Annotated in this window: 20 protein-coding genes; 13 read left to right on the forward strand and 7 right to left on the reverse strand. The window is 63.4% G+C overall.

Annotation, left to right across the window (positions count from 1 at the left end):
• Window positions 1-31 precede the first annotated feature (31 nt).
• Window positions 32-667, forward strand: coding sequence for a 2OG-Fe(II) oxygenase (locus FS665_RS17590; RefSeq protein WP_145191445.1), 636 nt, complete (start codon window positions 32-34; stop codon window positions 665-667).
• Between the two features lie 65 nt (window positions 668-732).
• Here the strand turns inward: FS665_RS17590 and FS665_RS17595 are convergent, their stop codons facing one another.
• Window positions 733-1,203 carry an ABC transporter substrate-binding protein gene (locus FS665_RS17595; RefSeq protein ID WP_145191126.1) on the reverse strand — a complete coding sequence of 157 codons (471 nt, stop codon included), beginning with the start codon at window positions 1,201-1,203 and terminating at the stop codon, window positions 733-735.
• Between the two features lie 205 nt (window positions 1,204-1,408).
• Window positions 1,409-2,638: a phosphoglycerate dehydrogenase gene (gene serA, locus FS665_RS17600; RefSeq protein ID WP_145191129.1), complete on the reverse strand. Its 1,230-nt coding sequence runs from the start codon at window positions 2,636-2,638 to the stop codon at window positions 1,409-1,411.
• A gap of 171 nt (window positions 2,639-2,809) precedes the next feature.
• On the opposite strand from serA, the gene FS665_RS17605 reads away from it, so the two are divergent.
• The 4 genes from FS665_RS17605 (at window position 2,810) to FS665_RS17620 (ending at window position 6,918) form a co-directional block, all read left to right on the forward strand.
• Window positions 2,810-4,216 (forward strand): FAD-binding oxidoreductase, encoded by a 1,407-nt coding sequence (locus FS665_RS17605; protein WP_145191132.1) that lies wholly within the window; start codon window positions 2,810-2,812, stop codon window positions 4,214-4,216.
• 15 nt (window positions 4,217-4,231) lie between these two features.
• Window positions 4,232-4,897, forward strand: coding sequence for a fumarylacetoacetate hydrolase family protein (locus FS665_RS17610; protein ID WP_145191135.1), 666 nt, complete (start codon window positions 4,232-4,234; stop codon window positions 4,895-4,897).
• A gap of 113 nt (window positions 4,898-5,010) precedes the next feature.
• On the forward strand, window positions 5,011-5,934 hold the full coding sequence (locus FS665_RS17615) for an SdiA-regulated domain-containing protein (protein WP_145191138.1): 924 nt from the start codon (window positions 5,011-5,013) through the stop codon (window positions 5,932-5,934).
• Window positions 5,935-6,015: 81 nt separating this feature from the next.
• Window positions 6,016-6,918, forward strand: coding sequence for an SdiA-regulated domain-containing protein (locus FS665_RS17620; protein ID WP_145191142.1), 903 nt, complete (start codon window positions 6,016-6,018; stop codon window positions 6,916-6,918).
• A 39-nt stretch (window positions 6,919-6,957) separates the two neighbouring features.
• Here the strand turns inward: FS665_RS17620 and rpiA are convergent, their stop codons facing one another.
• Window positions 6,958-7,632: a ribose-5-phosphate isomerase RpiA gene (gene rpiA / locus FS665_RS17625; protein ID WP_145191146.1), complete on the reverse strand. Its 675-nt coding sequence runs from the start codon at window positions 7,630-7,632 to the stop codon at window positions 6,958-6,960.
• Between the two features lie 132 nt (window positions 7,633-7,764).
• Between rpiA and ilvA the strand changes: the two genes are divergently transcribed.
• The 4 genes from ilvA to ptsP all read left to right on the forward strand — a co-directional run bounded on the left by ilvA (window position 7,765) and on the right by ptsP (window position 12,673).
• On the forward strand, window positions 7,765-9,279 hold the full coding sequence (gene ilvA, locus FS665_RS17630; protein WP_145191149.1) for a threonine ammonia-lyase, biosynthetic: 1,515 nt from the start codon (window positions 7,765-7,767) through the stop codon (window positions 9,277-9,279).
• A gap of 44 nt (window positions 9,280-9,323) precedes the next feature.
• On the forward strand, window positions 9,324-9,749 hold the full coding sequence (locus FS665_RS17635) for a DUF2269 family protein (protein ID WP_145191151.1): 426 nt from the start codon (window positions 9,324-9,326) through the stop codon (window positions 9,747-9,749).
• 142 nt (window positions 9,750-9,891) lie between these two features.
• Window positions 9,892-10,371, forward strand: coding sequence for an RNA pyrophosphohydrolase (locus FS665_RS17640; RefSeq protein WP_145191153.1), 480 nt, complete (start codon window positions 9,892-9,894; stop codon window positions 10,369-10,371).
• Window positions 10,372-10,393: 22 nt separating this feature from the next.
• Window positions 10,394-12,673 (forward strand): phosphoenolpyruvate--protein phosphotransferase, encoded by a 2,280-nt coding sequence (ptsP, locus tag FS665_RS17645; protein ID WP_145191156.1) that lies wholly within the window; start codon window positions 10,394-10,396, stop codon window positions 12,671-12,673.
• A gap of 47 nt (window positions 12,674-12,720) precedes the next feature.
• On the opposite strand, the gene FS665_RS17650 is transcribed toward ptsP, so the two are convergent.
• Window positions 12,721-13,467, reverse strand: a complete 747-nt coding sequence (locus tag FS665_RS17650) for an NRDE family protein (RefSeq protein ID WP_145191159.1) — start codon at window positions 13,465-13,467, stop codon at window positions 12,721-12,723.
• A gap of 131 nt (window positions 13,468-13,598) precedes the next feature.
• Between FS665_RS17650 and FS665_RS17655 the strand changes: the two genes are divergently transcribed.
• From FS665_RS17655 to FS665_RS17665, 3 genes are read left to right on the forward strand one after another with little or no spacing between them, the layout of a single operon-like run.
• Window positions 13,599-14,381, forward strand: coding sequence for a sulfite exporter TauE/SafE family protein (locus FS665_RS17655; RefSeq protein WP_145191162.1), 783 nt, complete (start codon window positions 13,599-13,601; stop codon window positions 14,379-14,381).
• Window positions 14,382-14,397: 16 nt separating this feature from the next.
• The gene (gene lgt, locus FS665_RS17660) at window positions 14,398-15,204 is read left to right on the forward strand and encodes a prolipoprotein diacylglyceryl transferase (RefSeq protein ID WP_145191165.1); all 807 of its coding nucleotides are present in this window, start codon (window positions 14,398-14,400) and stop codon (window positions 15,202-15,204) included.
• Between the two features lie 51 nt (window positions 15,205-15,255).
• Complete coding sequence (locus tag FS665_RS17665; RefSeq protein WP_145191168.1) at window positions 15,256-16,227, forward strand: thymidylate synthase; 972 nt, start codon at window positions 15,256-15,258, stop codon at window positions 16,225-16,227.
• A gap of 40 nt (window positions 16,228-16,267) precedes the next feature.
• Here FS665_RS17665 and cadR read toward each other — a convergent pair whose 3' ends face one another.
• Complete coding sequence (gene cadR, locus FS665_RS17670; protein ID WP_145191171.1) at window positions 16,268-16,711, reverse strand: Cd(II)/Pb(II)-responsive transcriptional regulator; 444 nt, start codon at window positions 16,709-16,711, stop codon at window positions 16,268-16,270.
• 82 nt (window positions 16,712-16,793) lie between these two features.
• Between cadR and FS665_RS17675 the strand changes: the two genes are divergently transcribed.
• On the forward strand, window positions 16,794-19,004 hold the full coding sequence (locus FS665_RS17675; protein ID WP_145191174.1) for a heavy metal translocating P-type ATPase: 2,211 nt from the start codon (window positions 16,794-16,796) through the stop codon (window positions 19,002-19,004).
• A 23-nt stretch (window positions 19,005-19,027) separates the two neighbouring features.
• Here FS665_RS17675 and FS665_RS17680 read toward each other — a convergent pair whose 3' ends face one another.
• Together FS665_RS17680 and FS665_RS17685 are read right to left on the reverse strand one after the other, a co-directional pair.
• On the reverse strand, window positions 19,028-20,392 hold the full coding sequence (locus tag FS665_RS17680) for a GTPase/DUF3482 domain-containing protein (RefSeq protein WP_145191177.1): 1,365 nt from the start codon (window positions 20,390-20,392) through the stop codon (window positions 19,028-19,030).
• Entirely contained in the window at window positions 20,385-21,776 is a 1,392-nt protein-coding gene (locus FS665_RS17685; protein WP_178108365.1) for a DUF2868 domain-containing protein, read from the reverse strand. Before FS665_RS17685 ends, FS665_RS17680 begins: the two co-directional genes overlap by 8 nt.
• Window positions 21,777-21,805 lie beyond the last annotated feature (29 nt).

A 21,805-nucleotide genomic window follows, 5' to 3' on the forward strand; every position in this document is an offset into this window, starting at 1 on the left:
GTGGCGCTGTGCGCCGACAGGGCGAATGGATATGATGCGCGCCATGCCCATCTCCCTTGAAAACCCGATGCTTGCGGCCGTCGTTGACGATCTGGCCACCCATGGCTGGTCGCAGCAGGCGCTCTTTTTGCCTGCCGACCTGGTGCGCGCGCTGGCGGCCGAGTGTCGGCGGCGTGATGCAGAGGGCGAACTCAACCCCGCCGGCATCGGCCGCGGTGACGCCCAGGCGGTGCGCGAAAGCATTCGCGGCGACCAGATCCAGTGGATCGATCCTGGCCAGGACGAGGCCTGCGACCGCTATCTGGCGGCAATGGACCAGTTGCGCCTGGCGATCAACCAGGGTTTGTTCCTGGGGCTTGAAGACTTCGAATGCCACTTTGCGCTCTATCCACCAGGCGCTTTCTACCGCCGTCACCTGGACCGTTTCCGCGACGATGACCGGCGCATGGTTTCGGCGGTGCTGTACCTCAACGAGGATTGGCAGCCGGAGCACGGCGGCCAGCTGCGCATGTTCCTGGCCAACGATGTCAACCACGACGTAGAGCCAGTGGCCGGATGCCTGGCGGTGTTTCTGTCTGGCGAAGTTCCACACGAGGTGCTGCCCGCCAGACGCGAGCGCCTATCCCTGACCGGCTGGTTCCGCCGCCGTGGCACAGAGCTTTTTTGAGCGGCAAGCTACAAGCTTCACGGCGTACGCAGGCCTGCTTCTAGCTTGCAGCTTGCCCCCGCCCCTCAGTGGGTGGCGGAGAACCATTTCTGTTCGAGTTCGGCCAGGCGGCCGCTGTCTTTCAGGCGCTGCAAGGCGTTGTTCACGGCGCTTTCGAAGGCCGGATTGTCCTTCTGGAACGGGATCACCATTTTCTGCTCGCCGAAGGCCTGGCTGACGTCCAATGCCCCGCCGGCCGGCGGCGACTCGCTCGACGGCATCAGTGAAATGTCGTACTTGCCCGTTTCCACGCCTGGCAGGGCCTCTGTCGCAGGCGCTTCGATGAATTCGGCGCGCAAGTCCAGCTCGCGGGCCAGTTCCTGACCGACCTCGATGTCGTAGCCGGTGAGGCGCTCGTTTTCCTTGAAGGAGTACGGTGCGTGATCGGCTTGCACGGCAATGCGCAATTCCCCCCGGTCGGCGATTTCGTCTATCAGTTCGGCCTGAGCCAGCGGCGTGATCAGTACTGCCAGCAGTACGCCAATGGTCGAACGCATGGAGTGCCCCTTTTTCTTGAATCCAATGAGTAACCTTCGCCGCCATTTTTCCTGAGGCGGTCGAGCGCAGCCTATGACCATCGAGCCTGGGCGAGGTTTAACCCTAACTGAAATATTGATGCCTCGGGGCCACGATTGCTCCAGCCTGCGGCACAAATGAAAAGGGAGGCCACCAGGGCCTCCCTCTACCATGCCGCGGAAAAGGTCAGAACAGTACGCGCGAGCGAATGGTGCCTTTGACCTGCTGCAGTTTTTCCTGAGCCAGGTCGGAGTATTCGGCGTCGACGTCGATGACCACGTAACCGACTTTCTCGTTGGTCTGCAGGAACTGGCCAGAGATGTTGATGCCGTTTTCGGCGAACACCTTGTTGATCTCGCTGAGCACGCCGGGGATGTTCTCGTGGATGTGCAGCAGGCGATGCTTGCCTGGGTGCGCTGGCAGCGCCACTTCCGGGAAGTTGACCGACGACACCGATGTACCGTTGTCGCTGTACTTCACCAGCTTCTCAGCCACTTCCAGACCGATGTTGGCCTGGGCTTCGGCGGTGGAGCCGCCGATGTGCGGGGTCAGGATCACGTTGTCCAGGCCGCGCAGCGGGCTTTCGAACTCTTCATCGTTGGAGCGCGGCTCGACCGGGAACACGTCGATGGCGGCACCGATCAGGTGCTTGTCCTTGATCGCGGCGGCCAGGTGGTCGAGTTCGACCACGGTGCCACGGGCGGCGTTGATCAGGATCGAGCCTTTTTTCATCGCCCGGATTTCCTTCTCGCCGATCATCCACTGGGTGGATGGCAACTCAGGCACGTGCAGCGAAACGATGTCGGCCAGGCCCAGCAGCTCGTTGAGGCTGGTGACCTGCACCGCATTGCCCAGCGGCAGCTTGGTCAGCGGGTCGAAGAAGTACACCTGCATGCCCAGGTTTTCCGCCAATACCGACAACTGCGTACCGATCGAGCCGTAGCCGACGATGCCCAGCTTCTTGCCGCGGATCTCGAACGAGTTGGCCGCGCTCTTGATCCAGCCACCTCGGTGGCAGGACGCGTTTTTCTCAGGGATACCGCGCAGCAGCAAGATGGCCTCGGCAAGCACCAGCTCGGCCACCGAACGGGTATTGGAGTACGGCGCGTTGAACACGGCGATACCGCGTTCGCGCGCAGCTTCCAGGTCGACCTGGTTGGTGCCGATGCAGAAGCAGCCGACGGCGACCAGCTTCTTGGCACAGTCGAAGATTTCTTCGGTCAACTGGGTGCGCGAGCGGATGCCGATGAAATGGGCGTCGGCGATCTTTTCCTTCAGCTCGGCTTCCGGCAACGAACCAGTGAGGTATTCGATGTTGGTGTAGCCGGCAGCCTTGAGGGTATCGACTGCGTTCTGGTGTACACCTTCAAGAAGAAGGAACCGGATCTTGCTCTTGTCGAGAGAAGTCTTGCTCATCTGCGTAAACCTGTATCCCGGAGAAAAAATGGCGAGGGGTGATGCCAGGCGCCAGGGCGTCCTTAGCATGAACAGCGGGGGCGCTATGCTAGCATACGCGACACAATCTGAGCTTATCCCGACAGGTGAAGACTGCTCAGGCTGACTATGAATAAGTCGAGAGTTGCAGCGATGACCCACCCTGCGGTAATTGATGAACTGATGGCCCTTGTCGACCCTGGCAAGGTATTGACCGACCCGGCGTCGCTCGAGGCCTACGGCAAGGACTGGACCAAGCATTACGCGCCAGCGCCGACGGCCGTCGTGTTTCCCAAATCGGTCGAGCAGGTCCAGGCCATCGTGCGCTGGGCCAATGTCCATGGGGTTGCGCTGGTGCCGTCGGGCGGGCGCACCGGATTGTCCGGCGGTGCGGTCGCCGCGCACGGCGAAGTGGTCGTGGCGTTCGACCAGATGAACCGGATTCTCGACTTCAATGCCTTCGACCGCACCGTGGTGTGTCAGCCGGGGGTGGTCACCGCTCAATTGCAAGCCTTCGCCCTGGAGCAGGGGCTGTACTATCCAGTGGATTTAGCCTCCAGCGGTTCGAGCCAGATCGGCGGCAACATCGGCACCAACGCGGGCGGCATCAAGGTGATTCGCTACGGCATGACCCGCAACTGGGTGGCCGGCCTGAAAGTCGTCACCGGTCAGGGCGAGTTGCTGGAACTCAACAAAGACCTGATCAAGAACGCCACCGGCTATGATTTGCGCCAGCTGTTCATCGGTGCCGAGGGCACCCTGGGGTTCGTGGTGGAGGCGACCATGCGCCTGGACCGCGCCCCGCGAAATCTCACCGCCATGGTCCTCGGCACGCCGGATTTCGACTCCATCATGCCTGTGCTGCATGCCTTCCAGGGCAAGCTTGACCTGACCGCTTTTGAATTCTTTTCCGACAAGGGCCTGGCCAAGATTCTGGCCCGAGGCGACGTGCCCGCGCCATTCGCCAGCGACTGCCCGTTCTATGCCTTGCTGGAGTTCGAGGCGACTACCGAGCAGGTTGCCGAGCAGGCGCTGGCCACCTTCGAGCACTGCGTCGAACAGGGCTGGGTACTCGATGGCGTGATGAGTCAGAGCGAAACCCAGCTCAACAACCTGTGGAAGCTGCGTGAGTACCTGTCCGAAACCATTTCCCACTGGACGCCCTACAAGAACGACATCTCCGTCACCGTTTCCAAGGTGCCAGCATTCCTGCGCGACATCGATGCCATCGTCAGCGCCCACTACCCCGATTACGAAGTGGTCTGGTACGGCCATATCGGCGACGGCAACCTGCACCTGAACATCCTCAAGCCCGAGCACATGGACAAGGATGCGTTTTTCGCCTCGTGCACCAAGGTCAACAAATGGGTGTTCGAGATCGTCCAGCGCTATGACGGCTCGATCTCTGCCGAACATGGCGTGGGCATGACCAAGCGCGACTATCTGGGCTACAGCCGCTCCCCCGAAGAAATTGCCTGCATGAAGGCGATAAAGGCCGTGTTCGACCCTAATGGCATCATGAATCCGGGTAAGATCTTCGCTCCTGAACAAAAGCAGTGATCAAAGGAGTCGGCCATGAGTTACCAGCACCAGTACGTAGACGGCACGCGCATCCATTTCCCCCTGGGCAAGGTGGTGTGCATCGGTCGCAACTATGCCGAGCACGCCAGGGAACTGGACAACCCCATTCCTTCCGAACCGCTGCTGTTCATCAAACCGGGCAGCTGCGTGGTGCCGCTCGAAGGTGGGTTCAAGATTCCGACCGACCGTGGTTCCGTGCACTACGAGGCGGAGATCGCCGTGCTGCTGGGCAAGCCGCTGTCGGCTCATGCGTCGGTCGAAGAAGTGCTCGATGCCATCTCTGGTTACGCGCCGGCACTGGACCTGACCTTGCGCGATGTGCAGGCCAAGCTCAAGGAAAACGGCCTGCCGTGGGAGTTGTGCAAAAGCTTCGATGGCGCCTGCGTGCTGCCGCCGTTCGTCAGCGCCGCCTCCTTTGAAGACGTCACCGACATTCCCGTGCGCCTGACCATCAACGGCGAGGTTCGTCAGGATGGCAACAGCGCGATGATGCTCAACCCCATCGTGCCGATCATCCAGCACATGGCAGCGCAGTTTTCGCTGCAGGCGGGTGACGTGATCCTCACCGGCACCCCGGCCGGGGTAGGGCCATTCAACGTCGGTGATGAACTGGTGCTCGAACTGCCGGGGGTGTGCCGCTTCGAGAGCCGCGTGCGCTGATTGCGCAGGCAGTGGCCTGGCCACGGATAGCGACCAGGCCACTACCCTTTACCGTTTTTTCACACTGCATCGGCATAATGCGCGAACCTCGCTCATCGCTCCAGGACCTTTGCATGTCATCGCCCAGTCACGCCTCCGCCTCGCCCAAGCGTCGTTTCTTCCTGCGCTGGCCATTCGTCGCGGCCGTGTTCGCAGTGATCGCCTATGGCGTATCCGTGGCCATGCACTGGGACGACCGCGGTGCGCTGTGGGTCAAGGAAAGCTTCGAGAGCAGCGCCGAGCGCAGTGAGAGCGTGTGGTTGCCAGACTATCAGGTCGACATCGACGCCAAGGTGCTGCCAGGCATGGAGGACGACGAAGCCTCCGACGTCGCCTTCAACCCGCGCACCCGCACCCTGTTCGCGGTCATGGGCAAGAACCCGTTTCTGGTCGAGCTGAGCCTGGATGGCGATGTGCTGCGCAAGATGCCGCTGCTGGGCTGGAGCAATCCGGAAGGCGTTGCCGTCTTGGAAGACGGCCATCTGGCCATTACCGATGAGCGCTCACACGATCTGACCGTGATCAAGCTCGACGCCCACACCACAGTCCTCAATCATGCTGATTTCCCCAGCTACGACCTGGGCGAGTCGGCCAACAGCAACAAGGGCTTCGAGGGCCTGGCTTGGGACCCGATGCGCCAGCGCCTGGTGATCGGTGAAGAGCGTCCGCCGAAGCTCTACACCTGGAACAGCGACGGCCGCAGCCCGCTCAAGGGCGAGAAACAGCGACTGCCCAGCGACCAACTGGACCTGCGCAACCTGTCGGCCCTGGGGATCGACCCGCGCACCGGCCACCTGCTGGTGCTGTCGGCCGACTCCAACATGCTGCTCGAACTCGACGAGCAAGGCCGGCAGGTCAGCTTCATGACCCTGCTGGGCGGCTTCAACGGCCTGCAAAATACCATTCCCCGCGCCGAAGGCGTGGCCATGGACGAGCAAGGCACGTTGTACATCGTCAGCGAGCCTAACCTGTTCTACCGTTTCAAGAAAAAGCAGTAGCGCGATCGGTCCATGCCGATTTTAAGATTCGCTTCAGTGGCCCATGGTTAGATTCGTCATCTTCTTGTCGAGTCTACCGTGATGCGTCGATTTGTTCGTCTGCCTGTACTGCTGGGGTTGGCTGCGTTGTTGCTTGCCGGGCTGGCCGCCCAGGAGTTTCGCTTGTTCGAACGGGGCTGGTTCAACCTCAAGCAGTGGTGGCAGCCAGCCGCGCAAGGGATCGGCCTCGATCGCTACCGAGTGGTGCTCGAGGCGCAACCTGTCGAGGGGCTGGACGATGATCTCTCCGCGCTGACCTACGACCCGGACCGTAGAACCCTGTTCACCGTCACCAATGCCCGTTCGGAGCTGATCGAGCTGTCGCTGGAGGGGCGCATTCTGCGTCGCGTGCCGCTGACCGGCTTCGGCGATCCGGAGGCGGTGGAGTATGTGGGCCCCAACACCTACGTGATCACCGATGAGCGTCAGCAGCGGCTGATCCTGGTGCGTCTGGAGGACACCACGCCGTTTCTCGATGCCGCCGACGCCGAGCAGTTGAGCCTGGGTATCGGCCTCAACGGCAATAAGGGCTTCGAAGGGCTGGCCTATGACTCGGCCGGGCGCCGTCTGTTCGTGGCCAAGGAGCGCGATCCAATGCTCATCTATCAGATCCACGGGTTTCCCCATCGCGACCCCAAGCAGCCGTATGCGGTGCATGTGGTGCAGGACCGCAAGCGCGATGCGCGGTTGTTCGTGCGCGACCTGTCGAGCTTGCAGTTCGATGAGCGCAGTGGGCACCTGCTGGCGCTTTCTGACGAGTCACGCTTGGTACTGGAGCTGGATGTCGAGGGCAAACCGCTGAGCAGCCTGTCGTTGCGCAAGGGTTATCAGGGTTTGCAGGCGACGGTGCCGCAGGCTGAGGGGATCGCCATGGACGAGCAAGGCACCATCTACATGGTCAGTGAGCCGAACCTGTTCTACGTGTTCAAGCCGCTGGCCGATTGAGCCGCTGCGGGGCAACGCGACTTGCCCCGCAGCAAGCCATCACTGGGCCTTGAGGGTTTTCACGCCTTCGCTGGTGCCCAGCAGCAGCAGATCGGCAGGGCGGGCGGCGAACAGGCCATTGGTGACCACGCCGACGATCGCATTGATCTGCGCTTCGAGCTGCACCGGGTCGGTGATCTGCAGGTTGTGCACATCGAGAATCACGTTGCCGTTGTCGGTGACCACGCCTTCGCGGTACACCGGGTCGCCGCCCAGCTTGACCAACTGACGCGCCACGTGGCTGCGGGCCATTGGAATGACCTCGACCGGCAGCGGGAAGGCACCCAGCACGGGCACCAGCTTGCTACCGTCGGCGATGCAGATGAAGGTCTTGGCCACCGCCGCCACGATCTTCTCGCGCGTCAATGCGGCGCCGCCGCCCTTGATCAGGTTCAGGTGCGCGTCGCTCTCGTCGGCACCATCGACGTAGAACTCCAGCTCACTGACGCTATTGAGCTCATACACCGGGATGCCATGACCCTTCAGACGCTCAGCGGTGGCCTCGGAGCTTGCCACCGCGCCATCGAAGGCGCCCTTGTGCTGGGCTAGCGCGTCGATGAAGAAGTTGGCAGTCGAGCCGGTGCCGACGCCGACGACGCTGTTTTCATCGAGCTTGGGCAGAATGAAGTCGACAGCGGCCTGGGCGACGGCCTGTTTGAGTTGGTCCTGGGTCATGCGGGCTCCGGAAGGGGCAGGGCGGTGTGAAAAGAGCCTAGTATACCGGCTCGGGTGGCTTTGCTGTGGTCGCCCGACGTAGCGCTGCGGTAGACTCGCAGCCCTCGTCCCGCGGCCAGTGATGCTTTCCCGATGCTCGAACAGTACGTCAAGAAGATCCTCACCTCGCGCGTCTACGACGTCGCTGTCGAAACCCCCTTGCACGCTGCCGGGCAGCTGAGCAAGCGGCTGGGCAATCAGATCCTGCTCAAGCGCGAAGACTTGCAGCCGGTGTTCTCGTTCAAGATTCGCGGGGCGTACAACAAGCTCGCGCAACTGACCGAGCAGGAGCTGGCCCGTGGCGTGGTGACCGCTTCGGCCGGCAACCATGCCCAGGGCCTGGCGCTGGCCGCGCGGGAATTGGGCATCAAGGCGACCATCGTGATGCCCAAGACCACACCGGAGATCAAGATCGAAGGCGTGCGCTCGCGTGGCGGCAAGGTCGTGCTGCACGGCGATTCGTTCCCCGAAGCACTGGCCTATTCGCTGAAGCTGGTCGACGAGAAGGGCCTGGTCTATATCCATCCCTACGACGACCCGCACACCATTGCCGGGCAAGGCACCGTGGCCATGGAGATCCTTCGCCAGCACCCTGGCCGTCTGGACGCGATCTTCGTGCCGGTGGGCGGCGGAGGGCTGATTGCCGGCATTGCCGCCTACGTCAAATACCTGCGTCCGGAAATCAAGGTGATCGGCGTCGAGCCGGACGACTCCAACTGCCTGCAGGCGGCCATGGCTGCCGGTGAACGGGTGGTGCTGCCGCAGGTCGGTCTGTTCGCCGACGGCGTGGCGGTGGCGCAGATCGGCCAGCATACCTTCGACATCTGCCGGCATTACGTGGATGACGTGGTGACGGTCAGCACCGATGAGATCTGCGCGGCGATCAAGGACATCTATGACGATACCCGCTCGATCACCGAGCCTGCCGGGGCCTTGGGCGTGGCGGGCATCAAGAAATACGTCGAACTCACCGGCGTCAGTGGCCACACCCTGGTCGCCATCGACTCGGGCGCCAACGTCAACTTCGACCGCCTGCGCCACGTGGCCGAGCGCGCCGAACTGGGCGAGAAACGCGAAGCCATCATCGCGGTGACCATTCCCGAGCGCCCCGGTAGTTTCAAAGCGTTTTGCGAGGCCATCGGCAAGCGCCAGATCACCGAATTCAACTACCGCAAGCACACCTCCGACGAGGCGCACATCTTCGTTGGCGTGCAGACGCATCCGGAAAACGACCCACGTGCTGCGTTGGTGCAGAACCTGATCGAGCAGGGCTTCCCGGTCACCGACCTGACCGACAATGAACTGGCCAAGCTGCACATTCGTCACATGGTCGGCGGCCATTCGGCCGGTGCCAGCGATGAAATGGTGCTGCGTTTCGAGTTTCCCGAGCGGCCGGGGGCACTGTTCAACTTCCTCAACAAGCTGGGCGGGCGCTGGAACATTTCGATGTTCCACTACCGCAATCACGGTGCGGCCGACGGCCGCGTGGTGGCCGGCCTGCAGGTGCCTGCCGAGGAACGCCATCTGGTGCCGGCAGCGCTGGCCAAGATCGGTTACCCCTACTGGGACGAGACCGACAACCCGGCGTACACGCTGTTCCTGGGCTGAGCGGCTAAGCTTGGGCTGATGGCCCGTTCGAGGACACCCCGCGCATGGAACACCTGACCACCCTGAAAATCCTCCACACCGTCGCCGCCGCGCTGCTGCTGCTCGGCGGGCTGGGCCTGGCGATCTGGACCGTGCGCGGCCGTCGCCGGGGTGACGCCCAAGCCTGCGCCAAGCTGCTGCGCTGGCCGTTGCTGTGGGTCTGGCTGGTGATGGTGCTGGCGCTGCTGAGCCTGCCGGTGAGCGGTTGGTGGTTGGTGCATCGGATCGGCTGGCCGCTGGGACAGGCATGGTTACTGGGCTCCAGCATCCTCTACACCCTGGGCGCCGGTGCCGTCTGCTGGTTGCTGGTGCGCTTGAACCGGCTGCGCCAGGCCGAGGCGGTGGGTTTGCGCCTCACGCTGGCCCTGGCCGTGTTCAGCGGCGTTTGCCTGCTTGGCACCGCGGCCCTGATGGGCGCCAAGCCGGTCTGAGCGCGCGCCGGCGCCCCCAAACCCGCGCGATACCTGCAAACATGCCGTGTTCTCTGCGCCGCACATAAGCGTGGCGGGCGCGTTGCTGCGCTCGCAGGCTTTGTGGAACAATGCGGTGACATGCGTTTGCGAGGTTGCTGCCGTGATCGACCCGGATGGTTTTCGCCCCAATGTCGGCATCATTCTGACCAATGATGTCGGGCAGGTGCTATGGGCTCGACGGATCAACCAGGATGCCTGGCAATTCCCACAGGGTGGTATCAACCCTGACGAGACGCCGGAAGATGCCCTGTACCGTGAGCTGAACGAAGAAGTTGGCCTTGAACGCGAAGATGTGGAAATTCTTGCCTGCACCCGCGGCTGGTTGCGTTATCGTTTACCCCAGCGGCTGGTCCGCACCCACAGCCAACCGCTGTGCATCGGCCAGAAGCAGAAATGGTTTTTGCTGCGCCTGGTGAGCAATGAGCAACGGGTGCGGATGGACCTGACCGGCAAGCCTGAGTTCGATGGCTGGCGTTGGGTCAGCTACTGGTATCCGCTGGGCCAGGTGGTGACGTTCAAGCGTGAAGTCTACCGCCGCGCCTTGAAAGAGCTTGCACCGCGTCTTTTGACGCGCGACTGACGACGGAGTTCGACCCCGAGCCATGCTCAATACGCTGCGCAAGATCGTCCAGGAAGTGAACTCCGCCAAAGATCTCAAGACGGCGTTGGGGATCATTGTCTTGCGCGTCAAGGAGGCCATGGGCAGCCAGGTCTGCTCGGTGTATCTGCTCGACCCCGAAACCAATCGCTTCGTACTGATGGCCTCCGAAGGCCTGAACAAGCGCTCCATCGGCAAGGTCAGCATGGCCCCCAACGAAGGCCTGGTTGGCCTGGTCGGTACCCGGGAAGAGCCGCTGAACCTGGAAAACGCCGCCGATCACCCGCGTTACCGCTATTTTGCCGAAACCGGCGAAGAGAAATTCGCCTCCTTCCTCGGTGCGCCGATCATCCACCATCGCCGGGTGGTGGGCGTGCTGGTCATCCAGCAGAAAGAGCGCCGCCAGTTCGACGAGGGCGAAGAAGCCTTCCTGGTGACCATGAGCGCGCAGCTGGCCGGGGTCATCGCCCACGCCGAGGCGACCGGCTCGATCCGTGGCCTCGGCCGCCAGGGCAAGGGCATTCAGGAGGCACGCTTCGTCGGTGTGCCAGGCTCGCCGGGCGCAGCTGTCGGGCGTGCGGTGGTGATGCTGCCACCGGCGGACCTGGAAGTGGTGCCGGACAAGACCGTCGATGACATCGATGCGGAGCTGAAACTGTTCCACAACGCCCTCGAAGGGGTGCGTGCCGACATGCGCAAGCTGTCGGCCAAGCTGGCCACCCAGCTGCGCCCGGAAGAGCGCGCCTTGTTCGATGTCTACCTGATGATGCTCGAAGACGCCGCCCTCGGTGGCGAAGTGATCCAGGTCATCAAGACCGGCCAATGGGCCCAGGGCGCGTTGCGCCAGGTGGTTGGCGAGCACGTCAACCGCTTCGAGCTGATGGATGACGACTACCTGCGCGAGCGCGCCTCCGACGTCAAGGACCTGGGCCGGCGCTTGCTGGCGTATTTGCAGGAGGCCCGCTCGCAGTCGCTGGTGTATGCCGAGAACACCATCCTGGTCAGTGAAGAACTGACCCCGGCGATGCTCGGCGAAGTGCCCGAGGGCAAGTTGGTCGGCCTGGTGTCGGTGTTGGGTTCGGGTAACTCCCATGTTGCCATCCTGGCCCGCGCCATGGGCATTCCCACGGTGATGGGCCTGGTCGACCTGCCGTACTCCAAGGTCGATGGCATCGAAATGATCGTCGACGGCTACAAGGGCGAGGTGTTCACCAACCCCAGCGATGTGCTGCGCAAGCAATACAGCGACGTGGTCGAAGAGGAACGCCAGCTGGCCCAGGGCCTCGATGCCCTGCGCGAACTGCCCTGCGTCACCCCTGATGGCCATCGCATGCCGCTGTGGGTCAACACCGGCTTGCTCGCGGATGTCGCCCGTGCTCAGCAGCGCGGCGCCGAGGGTGTCGGGCTGTACCGCACCGAAGTGCCGTTCATGATCAACCAACGCTTCCCCAGCGAGAAAGAGCAGCTGGCGATCTATCGTGAACAACTGGCAGCGTTTCACCCCTTGCCAGTGACCATGCGTACCCTCGACATCGGCGGTGACAAGGCGCTTTCGTACTTCCCGATCAAGGAAGAAAACCCGTTTCTGGGCTGGCGCGGCATTCGCGTCACCCTCGATCACCCGGAAATCTTCCTGGTCCAGACCCGCGCCATGCTCAAGGCCAGCGAGGGGCTGAACAACCTGCGGATTCTGCTGCCGATGATCTCCGGCATCCACGAGTTGGAAGAAGCATTGCACCTGATCCACCGCGCCTGGGGCGAGGTGCGCGACGAGGGCACCGACGTGCCCATGCCGCCAGTGGGCGTGATGGTGGAGATCCCCGCTGCCGTGTACCAGACCAAGGAACTGGCGCGTCAGGTGGATTTCCTCTCGGTTGGCTCCAACGACCTGACGCAATACCTGCTGGCAGTCGACCGCAACAACCCGCGGGTTGCCGACCTGTACGATTACCTGCACCCGGCCGTGCTTCAGGCGCTCAACACCGTGGTGCGAGATGCCCACGGCGAGGGCAAGCCGGTGAGCATCTGTGGCGAGATGGCGGGCGACCCGGCGGCAGCGATCCTGCTCATGGCCATGGGCTTCGACAGCCTGTCGATGAACGCCACCAACCTGCCGAAGGTGAAGTGGATGTTGCGTCAGGTGAACATGAGCCGCGCCAAGGAGCTTCTGGAAGAAGCGCTGAGTCACGACAACCCGCAAGTTATCCACAGCTCGCTGCAGCTGGCGCTGAAGAACCTTGGCCTGGCACGCATGATCGGGCCAGGCGCCAACAAGCCCCTCTGATTGGCGTAGGTTGCCTGGCGGGCTATTGGCCCGCCAGGCAGGCAGGCTCATACCTCCAGGCTGACCTCCCGCAGTTGCCCGCCGAAGGGGCCGAAACTGCGCTCGACCAGTCGCCTTGTTCCCTGATCATCGACCATTAACACGGTGCTGGCCCGGGTGCCGTAGGTCTGGCTGGCGATGAACACACTCGAGAGCAGTTTCTCTGTCGCCATGCCCTCCCCCGTCTCTGGCAACTCCGCGTCCGCCGCTGGCGCGTCATCGGCCAGCAGCTCCAGCAAACGCTGTGGATCTGCTGCGTCCAGCAGGCGCTCAAGACCGCTGCGTGCCTTGATCAGCTTCGGCCATGGCGTATCCAGGCCGGCATTGGACAGCCCGTAGGTCCCGGGCTGGAGCAAACGTGGCATGCCCTGCCGGGCGTTCAGGTAAGCCAATTGGTGATGATCGCCAGCCAGCAGATTGAAGCCGCTATAGAGCCCTCGACGGCTGGCCACCTGTTCAAGGTAAGCCGTTACGCTGAGCGTGCCTTGCAGGTAGGCGGCCACCAGTTCGCCACGCGAGCGCGAGCCAAGCGGCTGGCCTGGCTCCCGGATATTGGTAAGGGCCGCAAAACGTCCCTGCGGACCGACGCCCAGCCAGGTACCGCCCGCTTCCAGGTCACGCCCTGCGTACACCCCAGGTGCATCTTCCCAAGCTGCCAGGACCTGAGTGGGGCGAGCATAGAATTCATCGCGGTTGGCGGCAACGATCAGCGGCAGGGCATGCCCCGGCCGCCAGGCGAAAACGATCAGGCACATCGCTTGTGGCCTCCGTGTGTTTTGCCCACTGTACCCACTGAACAGGCAGCGATCCATCCTGTCACAGAGTTCACTAGAGGCCCGGGGTCGGCTTCCGTTACCATGCCGGATCGTTTTCTCGGGGAAGCCGAATGGAATTCGTGCTCTATCTGCTCTTGGGCGCTTGCGCCGGCGTGCTGGCCGGCCTGTTCGGTGTGGGTGGCGGCATCATCATCGTGCCGGTGCTCGTGTACAGCTTCACCTTGCAAGGTTTCGATGCCTCGGTGCTGACCCACCTGGCGGTGGGCACTTCGCTGGCGACCATCGTCTTCACGTCGATCAATGCCGTGCGCGAGCACCACCGCAAAGGGGCGGTGCAATGGCCGATGTTCGCCTGGATGACGCTGGGCATCCTCATCGGTGCCGGTATCGGCGCCAAGACCGCATCGTTGATACAGGGGCCGCAGTTGCAGAAGATCATCGGCGTCTTTGCCTTGATCGTCGCTGCGCAAATGGCGCTGGATCTCAGACCCAAGGCCAGCGGCGGCAAGCCTGGCAAGCCTGCGCTGATGGGGGCTGGCGCAGTGATCGGCTGGGCTTCGGCAATCTTCGGTATCGGCGGCGGCTCGCTGACCGTGCCATTTCTGACCTGGCGCAGCCTGCCGATGCAGCAGGCGGTCGCTACATCTTCGGCCTGTGGCCTGCCGATCGCGGTGGCCAGCGCCTTGAGTTTCATGCTGTTGGGTTGGCACGATGCCGATCTGCCGCCCCACAGCCTGGGTTACGTGTACTTGCCGGCGTTGATCGGCATCGCCGTGACCAGCATGTTTTTCGCCCGCTTCGGCGCACGCCTGGCACACCGGTTGTCGCCACGGCTGTTGAAACGCCTGTTCGCAGCCTTGCTGTTCTGCGTAGGCCTCAGCTTTCTGATTTGAACCAAGAGGACGTTCCATGCTGCCTTACCCGCAGATAGACCCCGTTGCCGTAGCGCTCGGGCCCCTGAAAATCCACTGGTACGGCCTGATGTACCTGGTCGGCATCGGCGGTGCCTGGCTGCTGGCCTCGCGTCGGCTGCATCGCTTCGATCCCACCTGGAACCGCGAAAAGCTGTCCGACCTGGTGTTCTGGTTATCGATGGGGGTGATCGTTGGCGGGCGCCTGGGCTATGTACTGTTCTACGACCTGCACGCCTACCTGGCCAACCCGACGCTGATCTTCGAGGTATGGAAAGGTGGCATGTCGTTCCACGGTGGCTTCATCGGCGTGATGCTGGCTGCCTTGTGGTTCGGCAAACGCAATAACAAGTCGTTCTTCGAGCTGATGGACTTCGTCGCGCCGCTGGTGCCGATCGGCCTGGGGGCAGGGCGCATCGGCAACTTCATCAATGCCGAGCTGTGGGGCAAAGCCACTGACGTGCCGTGGGCGATGGTATTCCCACCGTTCAGCGATCCGGCGCAACTGCCGCGTCACCCCTCGCAGTTGTATCAATTCGCCCTGGAAGGCGTGGCGCTGTTCGTCATCTTGTGGCTGTACTCGCGCAAGCCGCGGCCAACCATGGCGGTGTCCGGCATGTTCGCGCTGTTCTACGGGATCTTCCGTTTCGTCGTCGAGTTCGTCCGCGTACCCGATGCGCAGCTGGGCTACATCGCCTGGGGTTGGTTGACCATGGGTCAGATTCTCTGCGTGCCGATGATCCTCGCTGGCCTTGGCCTGATCTGGTGGGCTTATAATCGCAAACCCACGGCGAAAACCGCCTGATTTTTTCCACGGCAGGGGTGATCCCTCTGCCGTTTTCGTTACAGGTAAGCCATGAAACAGTATCTGGACCTGGTCCGCGACGTCATCGACAACGGTACGCTGCAGGAAAACCGTACCGGCATCCGCACCATCAGTCTGCCGGGCGCCATGCTGCGTTTCGACCTGCAGAAGGGCTTTCCGGCCATTACCACGCGCAAGCTGGCCTTCAAGTCGGCGATCGGCGAAATGGTCGGTTTTCTGCGTGGCGTAAAGAACGCCGGCGAATTCCGCGACCTGGGGTGCAAGGTCTGGGACCAGAACGCCAACGAAAACGCCCAGTGGCTGGCCAACCCGTTCCGCCAGGGGCATGACGATCTCGGCGAGATCTACGGTGTACAGTGGCGCCAATGGCCCGGCTACAAGCGCATCGCGCTGAGCAACCCGGCCGCCATCGAGATGGCCGAGCAGGCAGGTTTTCGTCGCATCGCCCAGGATGAGGAGCACGGCGAAGCCTTCGTCGTGATGTACAAGGCGATCGACCAGGTACGCCAGTGCCTGGACACCATCGTCAACGACCCAGGCAGCCGACGCATCCTGTTCCACGGCTGGAACTGCGCCCAGCTCGATGAAATGGCCCTGCCGCCCTGCCATCTGCTGTACCAGTTCCATCCAAATGTGCAGACCAGGGAAATTTCCCTGACCCTCTACATTCGCTCCAATGACCTGGGCCTGGGCACGCCGTTCAACCTCACCGAAGGCGCGGCGCTGCTGTCGCTGTTCGGTCGCCTGACGGGCTACACCCCGCGCTGGTTCACCTACTTCATTGGCGATGCCCACGTCTATGAAAACCACCTGGAGATGCTCAACGAGCAGCTCAAGCGCGAGCCGCTGGAGGCACCCAAGCTGGTAATCAGTGACCGCGTGCCGGCATTCGCCACGACCGGCAAGTACGAGCCGCAATGGCTGGAGCTGATCGAGCCGAGTGATTTCAGCCTGCAAGGCTATGAACATCACGCGCCGATGACGGCGCCGATGGCGGTTTGACGGGCCTGTACGCCTGGAGGTGAGCCTCTGCGGGCTCGCTTCAATGCCCATGACTCCTGCCGACATGGGAGTGTTCCACGTCGGGCATCGATACTGCACCGTTGGTTTCCAGTTGCTGCAAGATCGCGCATTCGTTTCCCTGGGCGTTGCAGCGCCTGCGCAATTCCACCAGTTGCGCCTGCAGGGCCACCAGCCCATCGATCCTGGCTTGAACGTGCTCGATATGCTCATCGATCAGCGCATTGACGCTGCCGCATGCGCCCTCCGGGCTGTCGCGCAGGCGCAGCAGGCTGCGGATTTCGTCCAGGGTCATGTCGAGGGTGCGGCAGTTGCGAATGAAGGTCAGGCGCTCGACGTGGGCCTGGTTGTACTGTCGATAATTGCCCTCGGTGCGCGCGGGCGCCGGCAGCAACTGCTCGCGCTCGTAGTAGCGAATGGTTTCCACGGCGCAATCAGTCGCTTTGGCCAATTCTCCGATCTTCATCACGGCATCTCCACAACATGGCTTGACCCTATAGTGGCTACAGGGTGTTCACTTGGCAACAGGCTCATTTTAAGGATGTCCCATGAACTCGCCTGTCAGCCATGACCACACGCATGACCATCACGCCCATCGCTGCTGCAGCGCTGCGCCGGCCCCTGCTACCGTGCAACTGCGCGAGCAGACCAGCGCTCACGCCCGGCTCAGCCGTTTCCGCATCGACGCCATGGACTGTCCCACCGAGCAAAGCCTGATTCAGGACAAGCTCGGCAAGCTGGCGGGTATCGAGCAGCTGGAATTCAACCTGATCAATCGCGTGCTTGGCGTGCATCACACCCTGGCCGATACGGGCGATATCGAGCGGGCGATCGCCAGCCTCGGCATGCACGCCGAACCGCTCGACGGCGCCGACGCGGCCTCGACCCCGGCAGCTGCGCCGCCGCGCCGCTGGTGGCCACTGGCGCTGTCGGGTGTGGCCGCCCTCGCCGCCGAGATAGTCCATTTCGCCGCATTAGGCCCTGAATGGCTGGTCGCCCTGCTGGCGTTGCTGGCAATCATCGGCTGCGGTTTGGGCACCTACAAAAAGGGCTGGATCGCCCTGAAAAACCTCAATCTCAACATCAACGCGCTGATGAGCATCGCCGTCACCGGTGCGGTGCTGATCGGCCAATGGCCCGAGGCGGCCATGGTCATGGTGCTGTTCACCGTGGCCGAGCTGATCGAGGCGCGCTCGCTGGACCGGGCGCGCAATGCCATTGGCGGGCTGATGCGACTGGCGCCGGACATGGCCACCGTGCAGCAGGCCGATGGCACGTGGCAAGAGGTGGCGGTCGGCGCGGTGGCACTGGGTGCCTTGGTGCGGGTGCGCCCGGGCGAACGCATCGGGCTGGATGGCGACGTGGTGCAAGGGCAGTCCAGCGTTGACCAGGCGCCGATCACTGGCGAAAGCTTGCCTGTGGAAAAGAGCATTGGTGACAAGCTGTTCGCCGGCACCATCAACCAGGCCGGCGCGTTGCACTATCGCGTCACTGCCGCCGCCGGTCAGTCGACCCTGGCACGCATCATCAAGGCAGTCGAAGACGCCCAGGGCGCGCGAGCGCCAACTCAACGCTTCGTCGACCGTTTCTCGCGCATCTATACCCCGGCAGTATTCCTCGTCGCCCTGGCAGTAGCGGTGCTGCCGCCGCTGTTCATGGCGGGCGCCTGGTTCGACTGGGTCTATCGCGCCTTGGTGCTGCTGGTGGTGGCGTGCCCCTGCGCGCTGGTGATCTCTACGCCGGTAACCATCGTCAGCGGCCTGGCGGCGGCCGCGCGCAAGGGCATTCTGATCAAGGGCGGTGTGTACCTGGAGGGTGGGCGCAAACTGGATTATCTGGCGTTGGACAAGACCGCCACGCTGACCCACGGCAAACCCGTGCAAACCGACATGAAGGTGCTCGATCCGGCGTTCGAGGGGCGTGCCCAAGCGCTGGCGGCAAGCCTGGCCGAACGCTCCGACCACCCGGTTTCGGGCGCTATTGCCCAGCTGGCCAAGGCGCAGCGCTTGCCGTTGAGTGAGGTGAGTGACTTTGTCGCCTTGGCCGGCCGTGGCGTGCGTGGCGAAATTGCAGGGCAGACCTACCACCTGGGCAACCACCGCCTGGTGGAAGAGCTAGGTTTGTGCTCCCCGGCACTCGAAGCGCAGCTCGAGACCTTGGAGCGTCAAGGCAAGTCCGTGGTCCTGCTGCTTGACCAGGGTGGGCCGCTGGCTGTGTTCGCGGTGGCTGACACGGTCAAGGACAGCAGTCGTCAAGCCATCGCCGAGCTGCACGCGCTGGGGATCAAGACCGTCATGCTGACCGGGGACAATCCGCATACTGCCCAGGCGATCGCAGAGCAAGTTGGCATTGATCGCGCCGAGGGCAACCTGCTGCCGGCCGACAAGCTGCAACGCATCGAACAGCTCTACGGCGCAGGTCACCGTGTCGGCATGGTGGGCGATGGCATCAACGATGCGCCCGCTCTGGCCCGCGCTGAGATTGGCTTTGCCATGGCGGCAGCCGGTACCGACACCGCCATCGAGACTGCCGATGTGGCACTGATGGATGACGACCTGCGCAAGATTCCGGCCTTCGTCAGGCTGTCGCGGCAAAGCGCAACGATCCTGACGCAGAACATCGTGTTGGCGCTGGGCATCAAGGCGATTTTCCTGGCAATTACCTTCGCTGGCATGGCTACCATGTGGATGGCTGTGTTCGCCGACATGGGTGTAAGCCTCTTGGTGGTATTCAACGGCTTGCGTCTTCTGCGCAAATAAGGCCACCCCCGGCGGTTGCTGGATCAGATCTGTGCAACCAGCGCCTCGAGCTGCGCTTGGCGCTCAGCCTGATTGAGCTTCGCCCCTGGGTTGAGCGTGGACCACTGTGGATGTGCACGCGCCTTGTGCAGGGCTTCCGGTAGCTTGCCCTCGCGCCAGGCCTTTTCGTCCAGCGCGTCCAGGCGGATGCGTTCCTGGGCCGCATGCCCGCGGTTGTCCAGTGCCGCCATCAGCCGTTGCTGGCGCAGTGCCAGCAGGCGCAACACCGGATCGTCTACGGTCAGCTCACGCTGACCTTTGAATTTGCCCATCAGCCGCGAACCATAGTTGCGCGCGGTCTGCAGTGCCCCACCGGCAATCGCCCCGGCCAAGGCGGCTGCGCCCATTGTCAGTCCACCGACCAGCAGATCGACACTGGCGCCTGCCGCGGCGCCTGCCGCCACCCCGCTGCCCAGCCGCACGCCCAGCAACTTCAGGGTTTCAGGGTTGAACAGATCATCGCCCCAGCGGCCGTCCAACAGCGGTAGCTCATCGGCATTGGCATCTTCACGGCGGAACGCATACAGCTTGAGCAAAGCTTCGACACAGCGCTGCTCGCGCTGGCGTATTTGCTGGCGCAGCGCTTCGATGGCCGCTGCCTGCGCCGCTGGCTCGGTTGCCACACTACGGCGGCAAGCGGCGCAGTCGAGCAGCAATTCGGCTATCAGGCGCTTGCCGCTGTGCTGGCGCGCCAGGCGCTGCGCTTGCTGATCGTCGATCAACCGCTGCAGAGCGGGGCGTGCATCCTCCAACAGCAGCGCGAGGCTTTCATACAGGCGTCGCTCACCATCTTCGGGAGGGGCCACGCTGTCGAACCGCACCAGGGCGTGCAGGCCAAGCCGAGCAAGGGCTTCACGCCACTGCGGCTCGCGGTGCTGGTCGCTGGCGACGAAGTTGAGCACCGGCAGCAAGGGTTTACCGCAGCTGGCCAGCACTTCCAACTCGTCACGGTATTTGGCCAGCACCGGCTCGCGGGCATCGATGACGTACAGGCCGGCGTCGCTGGCAAGCAGCTGGCGCAGCACCTTGGCTTCCTGCTCGAGGCGCTGGCGAGCCTCGCTGCCCTGCAGGAAACGCTCGAGGCGCGCTGGCCCGTCCAGGCGTTCGCCAGGGCGCTCGAGGCGCTCGAGATGATCGAGCAAGGCGATGGCGTCTTCCAGACCGGGCGTGTCGTACAGTTCGAGCAACGCTTGGCCGTCGACCGATAGCCGTGCCCCTTCGACGTGACGGGTGGTGCTGGGGCGGTGCGATACCTCGCCAAAGCCGACATCGCGCGTCAGCGTGCGCAGCAGTGAAGTCTTGCCGACGTTGGTGTGGCCAACCACGGCCAGTTTCAGCGGCTCAGTCATGGCCATGCTCCAACCAGTTCAGAGGCAGGGTATCGACGTGGACCAGACCCAGGCGATCAAGTGCCGCATGCCAGTCCCCTAGGCGCTCGGCATCCAGGGTCTGGCCCGTATCTGCCTGGAGCAGCCAGATGCGGGTGGCGCCGGCATTGCGTGAAAGCTCCGCAAGCAGCGCCAGGCTGCCACGGTCAGGCGAGCGCTGCGGGTCGCAGGCGATGGCCAGGCGGGCGGGGGCGAAGCGGCTGAGCTGCTCGAGCAATTTGTTGCGAGATTCGCGGCTATCGAGGATCCCGGCATCGGCCACCCCTGCAGGCAAAGCAGGAGGCCAAGGGCGCTGGTCATCCAGTTCCAGGCCTACCAACAGCGCGCCGCTGCTGCTGGGTGCGTGCTGATCAGCGCAAAAGTGCGGCAGCGCATCGGGAGCGGCGTCGTGCACGCCAATCCGTTCGCTGCGGGGCATCAAGGCATCGCGTAGTTGCGCATAACCCGGCAGGCTGAGGTCCAGGCTCAGGCGCGCCCGACCCTGGCGCCAGCGCCACAGGCACAGTGCCGCCAGCAGCAGGCGCGGCAGTACGCCATACACCAGCACTATGCCCAGCAACCAACTGGCCCAGGCTTGCCGAGCGCTATCCACAGCCGTCAGCGTGTCGCCGCTGGCGCGGATCATTGCCTCGTCAGGCACGGCGAAACCCAGCAGCGCAGGCAGTGCGCCCAGCCCTTGGGTGAGGGTGATGAACGGCTCGGCGGCGAGCAGGGTCGTCTCCCACACAAAGCCGTAACGGCGCGTAGCCAGCAAGGCCACTAGCATTGCCAGCGCCGCGGCCATCGCCAGCAGCCACAGGCTGTGCACCAGCAGGCCGAGCAGCCAGCGGCTCAGGCGCTCGCGCTGCAACAGCACCAGCAGGGCAGGCGCCAGATGCGCGGCCTTGGCATCGCGGGCCAGACGCTCGCTCAACCACAACCACAGGCGCCCGAGGATGGCGCCGTGCTCGCCACTCAGGGCAAACCCGACGGCCCAGCCGAGCAGCATCAGCAGGTTCAGCCCCAACAAACTGCCCAACGCCCAGAACACATTGACCGGGCGCAGGCCATCGCCCAGGGCGGCGAACGCAAGCCCCGCGCCGCTGCCAAGGGCCAGCAGCAACAACACCAGCAATGCCAGCCGAGCGCCTTGCTGCCAATGGCGCAGGGCACCAGTGGTGCCGTCGCGTTCGGCAAGAAACAGTGCGCGCGTCTGAATCCGCGCGGCCAGGTCGCCGCCGTGCTGGCGGGCGTGGCGGTTGGCCTCCTGATCGTCGAGCAGGCCCGCGTGTTCTTCGCGCAGGCGTATCGCTTCGGTGAGCCAGCGCTTGTCCAGTGCAGTCAGTGCAGTCACAGGGTCTTCCAGTACGTGGTTCAGTGCAGAAGCATAACCCA

The sequence above is a fragment of the Pseudomonas sp. URMO17WK12:I11 genome (assembly GCF_007677725.1).
GTDB lineage: Bacteria > Pseudomonadota > Gammaproteobacteria > Pseudomonadales > Pseudomonadaceae > Aquipseudomonas.

What these genes read in the sequence shown, in the direction of transcription:
- FS665_RS17650 (WP_145191159.1), bottom strand. Translation starts at nt 13,467, where the DNA reads ATGTGCCTGATCGTTTTCGCCTGGCGGCCGGGGCATGCCCTGCCGCTG.
- FS665_RS17655 (WP_145191162.1), top strand. Translation starts at nt 13,599, where the DNA reads ATGGAATTCGTGCTCTATCTGCTCTTGGGCGCTTGCGCCGGCGTGCTG.
- ptsP (WP_145191156.1), top strand. Translation starts at nt 10,394, where the DNA reads ATGCTCAATACGCTGCGCAAGATCGTCCAGGAAGTGAACTCCGCCAAA.
- FS665_RS17635 (WP_145191151.1), top strand. Translation starts at nt 9,324, where the DNA reads ATGGAACACCTGACCACCCTGAAAATCCTCCACACCGTCGCCGCCGCG.
- FS665_RS17590 (WP_145191445.1), top strand. Translation starts at nt 32, where the DNA reads ATGATGCGCGCCATGCCCATCTCCCTTGAAAACCCGATGCTTGCGGCC.
- cadR (WP_145191171.1), bottom strand. Translation starts at nt 16,711, where the DNA reads ATGAAGATCGGAGAATTGGCCAAAGCGACTGATTGCGCCGTGGAAACC.
- FS665_RS17675 (WP_145191174.1), top strand. Translation starts at nt 16,794, where the DNA reads ATGAACTCGCCTGTCAGCCATGACCACACGCATGACCATCACGCCCAT.
- FS665_RS17665 (WP_145191168.1), top strand. Translation starts at nt 15,256, where the DNA reads ATGAAACAGTATCTGGACCTGGTCCGCGACGTCATCGACAACGGTACG.
- ilvA (WP_145191149.1), top strand. Translation starts at nt 7,765, where the DNA reads ATGCTCGAACAGTACGTCAAGAAGATCCTCACCTCGCGCGTCTACGAC.
- FS665_RS17615 (WP_145191138.1), top strand. Translation starts at nt 5,011, where the DNA reads ATGTCATCGCCCAGTCACGCCTCCGCCTCGCCCAAGCGTCGTTTCTTC.
- FS665_RS17595 (WP_145191126.1), bottom strand. Translation starts at nt 1,203, where the DNA reads ATGCGTTCGACCATTGGCGTACTGCTGGCAGTACTGATCACGCCGCTG.
- FS665_RS17620 (WP_145191142.1), top strand. Translation starts at nt 6,016, where the DNA reads ATGCGTCGATTTGTTCGTCTGCCTGTACTGCTGGGGTTGGCTGCGTTG.
- lgt (WP_145191165.1), top strand. Translation starts at nt 14,398, where the DNA reads ATGCTGCCTTACCCGCAGATAGACCCCGTTGCCGTAGCGCTCGGGCCC.
- serA (WP_145191129.1), bottom strand. Translation starts at nt 2,638, where the DNA reads ATGAGCAAGACTTCTCTCGACAAGAGCAAGATCCGGTTCCTTCTTCTT.
- FS665_RS17610 (WP_145191135.1), top strand. Translation starts at nt 4,232, where the DNA reads ATGAGTTACCAGCACCAGTACGTAGACGGCACGCGCATCCATTTCCCC.
- FS665_RS17680 (WP_145191177.1), bottom strand. Translation starts at nt 20,392, where the DNA reads ATGACTGAGCCGCTGAAACTGGCCGTGGTTGGCCACACCAACGTCGGC.
- rpiA (WP_145191146.1), bottom strand. Translation starts at nt 7,632, where the DNA reads ATGACCCAGGACCAACTCAAACAGGCCGTCGCCCAGGCCGCTGTCGAC.
- FS665_RS17605 (WP_145191132.1), top strand. Translation starts at nt 2,810, where the DNA reads ATGACCCACCCTGCGGTAATTGATGAACTGATGGCCCTTGTCGACCCT.